General features: G+C 38.6%; 7 protein-coding genes. 2 read left to right on the forward strand and 5 right to left on the reverse strand.

The features are described 5' to 3' along the window. Positions 1–165 precede the first annotated feature (165 nt). Positions 166–513 carry a hypothetical protein gene (locus AC2JBO_RS43010; RefSeq protein ID WP_496959742.1) on the reverse strand — a complete coding sequence of 116 codons (348 nt, stop codon included), beginning with the start codon at positions 511–513 and terminating at the stop codon, positions 166–168. Between the two features lie 624 nt (positions 514–1137). Between AC2JBO_RS43010 and AC2JBO_RS43015 the strand changes: the two genes are divergently transcribed. After that, positions 1138–2196, forward strand: a complete 1059-nt coding sequence (locus AC2JBO_RS43015; protein WP_496959743.1) for a pentapeptide repeat-containing protein — start codon at positions 1138–1140, stop codon at positions 2194–2196. A gap of 19 nt (positions 2197–2215) precedes the next feature. Here AC2JBO_RS43015 and pth read toward each other — a convergent pair whose 3' ends face one another. The 3 genes from pth to psbH all read right to left on the reverse strand — a co-directional run bounded on the left by pth (position 2216) and on the right by psbH (position 3520). Next, on the reverse strand, positions 2216–2839 hold the full coding sequence (gene pth, locus AC2JBO_RS43020) for an aminoacyl-tRNA hydrolase (protein ID WP_496959744.1): 624 nt from the start codon (positions 2837–2839) through the stop codon (positions 2216–2218). Positions 2840–2927: 88 nt separating this feature from the next. Further along, positions 2928–3173, reverse strand: coding sequence for a TatA/E family twin arginine-targeting protein translocase (locus AC2JBO_RS43025; RefSeq protein ID WP_496959745.1), 246 nt, complete (start codon positions 3171–3173; stop codon positions 2928–2930). Between the two features lie 143 nt (positions 3174–3316). Next, a complete protein-coding gene (gene psbH / locus AC2JBO_RS43030; protein ID WP_496959746.1) occupies positions 3317–3520 on the reverse strand; it encodes a photosystem II reaction center phosphoprotein PsbH in 204 nt (67 codons plus the stop codon). A gap of 317 nt (positions 3521–3837) precedes the next feature. On the opposite strand from psbH, the gene psbN reads away from it, so the two are divergent. Then, positions 3838–3969, forward strand: coding sequence for a photosystem II reaction center protein PsbN (gene psbN, locus AC2JBO_RS43035; RefSeq protein WP_496959748.1), 132 nt, complete (start codon positions 3838–3840; stop codon positions 3967–3969). 57 nt (positions 3970–4026) lie between these two features. Here the strand turns inward: psbN and AC2JBO_RS43040 are convergent, their stop codons facing one another. Then, positions 4027–4740, reverse strand: a complete 714-nt coding sequence (locus AC2JBO_RS43040; protein ID WP_496959747.1) for a hypothetical protein — start codon at positions 4738–4740, stop codon at positions 4027–4029. Between the last annotated feature and the right edge of the window lie 145 nt (positions 4741–4885).

Raw genomic sequence — 4885 nt, forward strand, 5'->3', positions numbered from 1 at the left:
AAAAGTAAAAAATTGTAGCGATATATTATCGTTCAACTACAACAGTTCATTTCTTTTAGTTTAACTCCTGGTCTAGGTGCCACTGCATTTATACTTATACACTATAAGTTTTTGACGCATCTGCTTTTAAATGGAACTTAGCAAAATATTTATATAATTATACAGTTATTTAAATTTGCTTGTTTTTTTAGCGGAGATGGAACTCTTATTTTTCCAGAATCTGGAAGCGATAACGAGTAAACTCAAAATTTGAGTAGATTTTTGAAACTTTGATTCTAACGCTTGGTTTTTAGAGCGCAAGTTTTTAATCGTCGTCTGCCTGATGTAAAGAAAGTTAGGTAAAGTTGAGAGAAGTACCTGAGTATTACCTGTAGCAACGTTAAAACTATTGCTAAGTCTGGTAAATGACCGTTTTAACAGCCAAACTCGCCAAGCTACATAAAGTAACATTATTGATAAAGTAATATTAATTATAACTACTATATCTACCATCAATGTTCCGCTCATAGTCATTCCACACGCTCCTAAGTATAAAACTGATTACATAAACTTTATAATTCATGATTCGTTTACAATCAGAAAATCTACTGAATCGATTATAAAGAAATTATGAATTATCAATTATAACTTACTTCTATACGTAAGTATCTATAATTTTAGCCTGAATCTTCACGCCCTAAATTCAATATCTATAGTATTTTTTGATACACGAATTTTCTTTTTATTATGATTATAAAGATTGTAAAATTATATTTTTTTGATGAAGGACAAGTATAAAAGCTTGCAGAGTTTTAGTCAAGATGTAAGTATTAAGCGTTTGCTGCTTGACGTGAGCCAAATTAACGGCTTCAGTAAATACTGGGATAATATCCAAGTTTAATGTATAATAAACAACTAAAATTACTTAAATTTAGTCAATAGACGATTCACGCTCAAGTTGTGGCGCCAAGCGTGAAATAACAGTTTTCCCTCAGCATCGGAGCGAACTTCTTTAGAAAGGAGTTCGCTTTTTCCTTGGCACTATAATTTGCGAGTATGAACATTATACAGAATTGGATGTTAAATGTATAAGGAGGAGCGAGACTTTATATGGACAATATATCAAAATCTCAAGGTATGTAATTTTTTTACCTTGTTATGGCTGCACAAGACTTCTCCGGTCAAAATGTTCACGGTCAACTATTTCGCGGTCAAAACCTTCGGAACGCTGACTTTAGCAACGCTGTGATTCGGATGGCAGACTTTCGCAGCGCTGTATTGAAAGATGCGAATTTTCAAGGGGCAACTTTAGAGCAAGGACATTTACAGTTTGCCGACTTGCAAATGGCGAACCTCCAGCAAGCAAAACTTCAATTTGCCAATTTTCAGCAAGCTAACCTTCAAGAAGCCACGCTTCGGGAAGCTTTACTCCAAAGTTGTGACCTGCAAAAAGCTGACCTACAAAAAGCTGACTTATATAGAGCCAAGCTTTCGTTTTCCAATATGAGTTATGCGACACTTCAGGAAGCGTCGCTTCAACGCGCGGACTTGCAGCAAGTCAACCTACAAGAAGCAACATTACAGCGCGCGGACTTAAGTCAAGCTAACCTTCAAAAAGCCAAGCTCAAGGAAGCAAACCTACAGCAAGCTAATTTACAGCAAGCTAGTCTTATTGAAGCGGTGTTTTATAAAGCGAACTTACAGCAAGCGAACTTACAACAAGCGAATTTACAGCAAGCGAATTTTGAAAAAGCGAATTTACAGCAAGTAAATTTGTTACAAGCCGACTTAAAAAGTGCCAAGCTTGTGGAAGCGAATCTTCAAATGGCGAACTTACAGCAAGCTATATTATTAAGTGCTGACTTAAGTGGAGCAGATTTACAGAGTGCTGACCTTTATCAAACTAAGCTGCAATTTGCGATTTTGAAAGGAGCTAATTTACAAAACGCTAATCTTCAGCGCGCGAACTTCCAAAGTACCAACTTACAAAACGCTGACCTACAAAATGCTAATCTTGTTGGCACAAAGCTTCAGTTTGCAAACCTTAGTGGAGCAAACCTCAGTGGAGCTGACCTTAGTGGAGCTGACCTTCAAGGAACTGATATGCGAGGCGCCAAGTATATTACCCCAGCTCAAGTACAAGTTGCAAAGAACTGGGATAAGGCAATGTATAGCGATGAATTTCGCGCGTTAGTAAAAAGCGGTGTTTGTGAATAAAAAATCTGAAACCCTGTTTTTACTCGCCGCTCGCCAAACTAATTGTTTTACTATTACATTTATTCATAGCTTTCTCTACACCTTGTTTAAGAGACAGTTCTATAACCTCGACCACAAAGTCCAGAACATCCGTCATGAGTTTGCTTTCAGTAGCGTTGAACTTGCCTAAAACGTGAGAAATAGTACCAGTGTCTTCAACTTGCTCATTTTTTGGTCTGCCAATACCAATACGTAACCGAGGAAAATTATCCGTCCCTAAATGCGCGATAGTACTTTTCATCCCGTTGTGTCCACCTGCCGAACCAGACAACCGTAGTCGAGTTTTAGAAAGTGGCAAATCCATATCATCATATATCACCAGTACAGATTCTGGCGGCAATTTATACCAACTTAGAACAGCTTGAATTGACTGCCCAGAACGGTTCATATATGTAAGTGGCTTCAGTAAACGAATTTTAGCTCCACTCACAGAACCTTCTCCGTATTCACCCTGAAACTTCTTATTTTCTGATACAGGAATTTTCCAGGTTTGGGATAAAGCATCAATCGCTGCAAACCCTATATTGTGTCGCGTCTGCTCATATTTTGGTTCCGGGTTGCCCAAACCAACTACGAGCTGAGGAATTACTATAACTTTTTCCATCGTGAATAATATATTAGAAGAATTGAACGGGGAAATGTGAACCACGGTTCACAAAAAGTAGGGTGGGCACTGCCCACCTTACCCTGTGTTAAACTTCTTCTTTTTGTGCTTCAATTTGCTTCGGCTCAATTTCGGCTTTAGTCTTGACAGCTTCTTGTATCTGTGCTGCTTCCTTCTGAAACTCCTCCTGAAAATCGCGCGATGCATCTTGGAAACCGCGAATAGCTTTACCCATGCTTCGTCCAATCTCTGGTAACTTCTTCGGGCCGAACACCAACAGCGCTACTACCATGATTACAGCCATCTCTGGCAAACCAATACCAAAAAAATTCATATCCCTTCTCCTAAAACAGAAACGCATCTTATTCCAAGTTACACATATTTTGTAGTCTAGTTTGTATAAAAAAACCCGGTACAACCGGGTTGGAAAAACTTTGGATGCGGAAGCGCGCGTTATAAATTGCGCTTTCAAAGACGTTACTTGCCTACAGTGCGCCAATCAACCATCACATCTTGAATTGAGATAGATTTGTTGTAGAGTTGCAGAATAATAAGCAAGAAGACAAAAAATAGCCCCATAAAAACAGCCATGAGGGGAGTGGTTCCCCAACCTGGAGCAACTTTACCATATTCAGAATTTAAAGGTCTGAGAATATCTCCCAACCGTGTCCGTTGTGCCATAATTCACCGTTATATTATTTGCCGAACTTTTTAGGCTAAGTTCTATTGTTCCATAAAATACAAGCAATTATTACATTGCTTTTACTTTATGTTTGTTGAATAATCCTGCGCTGACCTAATTATCAACCATGTGGTATCACCCAAGAATCTGGGTTTATTTTACCCCGGTAGTAAAAGCGCGCTTGATACCTCTAACGAGATACGGATTATAAAGTTAAGAGCATTTGTGCTTTTAACTTATATTTTTGTAATATTTTATAGGAATAGCACTCATAATTCATCGGTGATATATGGAATTTGCAACATCTCTTAGCAATTTGGAACCAGCAACAGTCATGATAATAGCCGTCAGCGCGATTGTCGTAATCATTACTGGAGCTTCTATTTACTTGTCTTTTGGTCCTCCATCGAAGCAGCTCGCTGACCCCTTCGATGACCACGAAGACTAAAAGATTTGTAAAGAAAGTTTAATGTTGAACTAATTTTGAGTGCAACATCTCGAAAACTTAGGGGAGAAAAGGTAAAGCTGAAAGGGAGCTACCCCTTCCTTTCGCTTTTAACTTTCCTTTGTATTTGAGTGTATTATATTTAAGTCCAACGGCGCCTAACATACCAGCAGCGAGTAAGGTTGTTGTAGGTGTACATTCTGGTATTTGACGCGCGGGTGTTTGTATCTGAAACTTAAGTGTCGCTAAACCTTCTGCAGGAGTACCTGGTGGGTTCAACCTATCTTGTTGAGAAAATGTAATCTGACCTGTTGAATTATTTAATGCACCAGTACCATTAAAGATGGTAATAGTACCACCACCTTGAATAGTACCTTGTTCGAGATTAATTTCGGCGCTATCGCTAGCTTTACCAAATAACTCGTTTGCACCACCGTAATATCTATCGGAAAAAGCTTCTAGGTTATTAGGTAGACCGAGTGCAGTGGGATTAGAGTTAAAAGTATATTTTATTAAGGAAGGGTTGCCAGTAGGTTCCAAGCGGCCATAAGTGTTGCTTTCAAATGAGTCTAACCCAAACGCGCCTGGGGATGTACTTGTACCAGTGATAGTTGCTCTGACGAACCCAGGTTGAGATGCTAAGTCAGAAATTTGAGTTAAGGTCTTATACTCAATCTCAAAATTATTAGTAGTTTGTGCTTGCGCGCGAACATTCCAACCAACAACGGTCATTGCCACTGTTGGAAGCAGCCATACAATACTTTTAATCATCATAAGATTCTCAGTAAAAACCCCGTATCTGTATACAAAACAATACAAGACAGCATGTTTTGCTTTACATCGTATGGGGAGAATAGGGTGTCTTCTATAAAGTTAATGTAAGAAAACGTGAAGCAATCTATAAATATCAGCACTTTTG

The organism is Calothrix sp. CBUCES-K 9914, assembly GCF_059640475.1.

Bases quoted from the DNA above. Each gene is read 5' to 3' on its own strand.
- AC2JBO_RS43015 (WP_496959743.1), top strand. From the start codon at position 1,138: ATGGCTGCACAAGACTTCTCCGGTCAAAATGTTCACGGTCAACTATTT.
- AC2JBO_RS43025 (WP_496959745.1), bottom strand. From the start codon at position 3,173: ATGAATTTTTTTGGTATTGGTTTGCCAGAGATGGCTGTAATCATGGTA.
- pth (WP_496959744.1), bottom strand. From the start codon at position 2,839: ATGGAAAAAGTTATAGTAATTCCTCAGCTCGTAGTTGGTTTGGGCAAC.
- AC2JBO_RS43010 (WP_496959742.1), bottom strand. From the start codon at position 513: ATGACTATGAGCGGAACATTGATGGTAGATATAGTAGTTATAATTAAT.
- psbH (WP_496959746.1), bottom strand. From the start codon at position 3,520: ATGGCACAACGGACACGGTTGGGAGATATTCTCAGACCTTTAAATTCT.
- AC2JBO_RS43040 (WP_496959747.1), bottom strand. From the start codon at position 4,740: ATGATGATTAAAAGTATTGTATGGCTGCTTCCAACAGTGGCAATGACC.